This is a genomic window from Streptomyces achromogenes subsp. achromogenes, from assembly GCF_000720835.1.
Classification (GTDB): Bacteria; Actinomycetota; Actinomycetes; order Streptomycetales; family Streptomycetaceae; genus Streptomyces; species Streptomyces achromogenes.
This window is the reverse complement of record NZ_JODT01000087.1, coordinates 1-610: the sequence shown is the minus strand read 5'-3', so window position 1 is coordinate 610 and position 610 is coordinate 1. Positions and strand designations below refer to the sequence as shown.

Annotated in this window: 1 protein-coding gene and 1 pseudogene; both read left to right on the top strand. The window is 71.1% G+C overall.

The features are described 5' to 3' along the window. On the top strand, positions 1-288 hold a 288-nt coding region (locus IH25_RS0136800; protein ID WP_157847087.1), incomplete at its 5' end, for a hypothetical protein. A gap of 18 nt (positions 289-306) precedes the next feature. Further along, positions 307-610, top strand: a pseudogene (locus IH25_RS0136795) (hypothetical protein); the annotation flags it as partial.

Sequence of the window (610 nt, the reverse complement as noted above, 5' to 3'; positions counted from 1 at the left end):
GCCCTGGCAAAACCGGACACGGACCCGGTCGTCCCCCGCTGGGTTTGGCGTGCGTCGGCCGTGACCGCCGCCGTGTCGGCCATGGCCGGAGTCGTCGGATTCGTCGTCTGGGGGCTGTCGCTCGCCCTCGGGGCCGCCGTGTCGGCCGTGTCGGCGGCGGCCCCCTACCTGGGCGGAGCCGTGGTTCTGGCGGTAGCCCTGGCGCTTCTGTGCCGCAAGAGGCCGGGAAGCGACACACTTTCGGTCAAGGTCGTCCAGAGCGTCGTCGTACAGAGCAAGAGGAAGTAGGTCCCCGCCATGCCGCACATGTCCCGTACCAAGGCCGCGACGTTGGGCCTGCTCGCCCCCGCCGCCCTGGCCCTCGGCATGTCCGCTGACACCTCGTTCCGGTTCCTCGGGGACGCACTGAACATCACCAACGACGTGGAGCGCGCTCTCCTGTGCGGGGTGGCCGAGGCGGCCATCGTGGCGCTCACGGTGTACGCGTGGGCCACCCGGACCAAGGGACCCGCGTATCTGGCCTACGCCGCCGTACTCGTGCAGGCCATCCCCGCTTTTCAGGTGTCCGGCGGGGTCGGCGGACCGGTCCGAGTGGTCCTCGGGCCCGTGC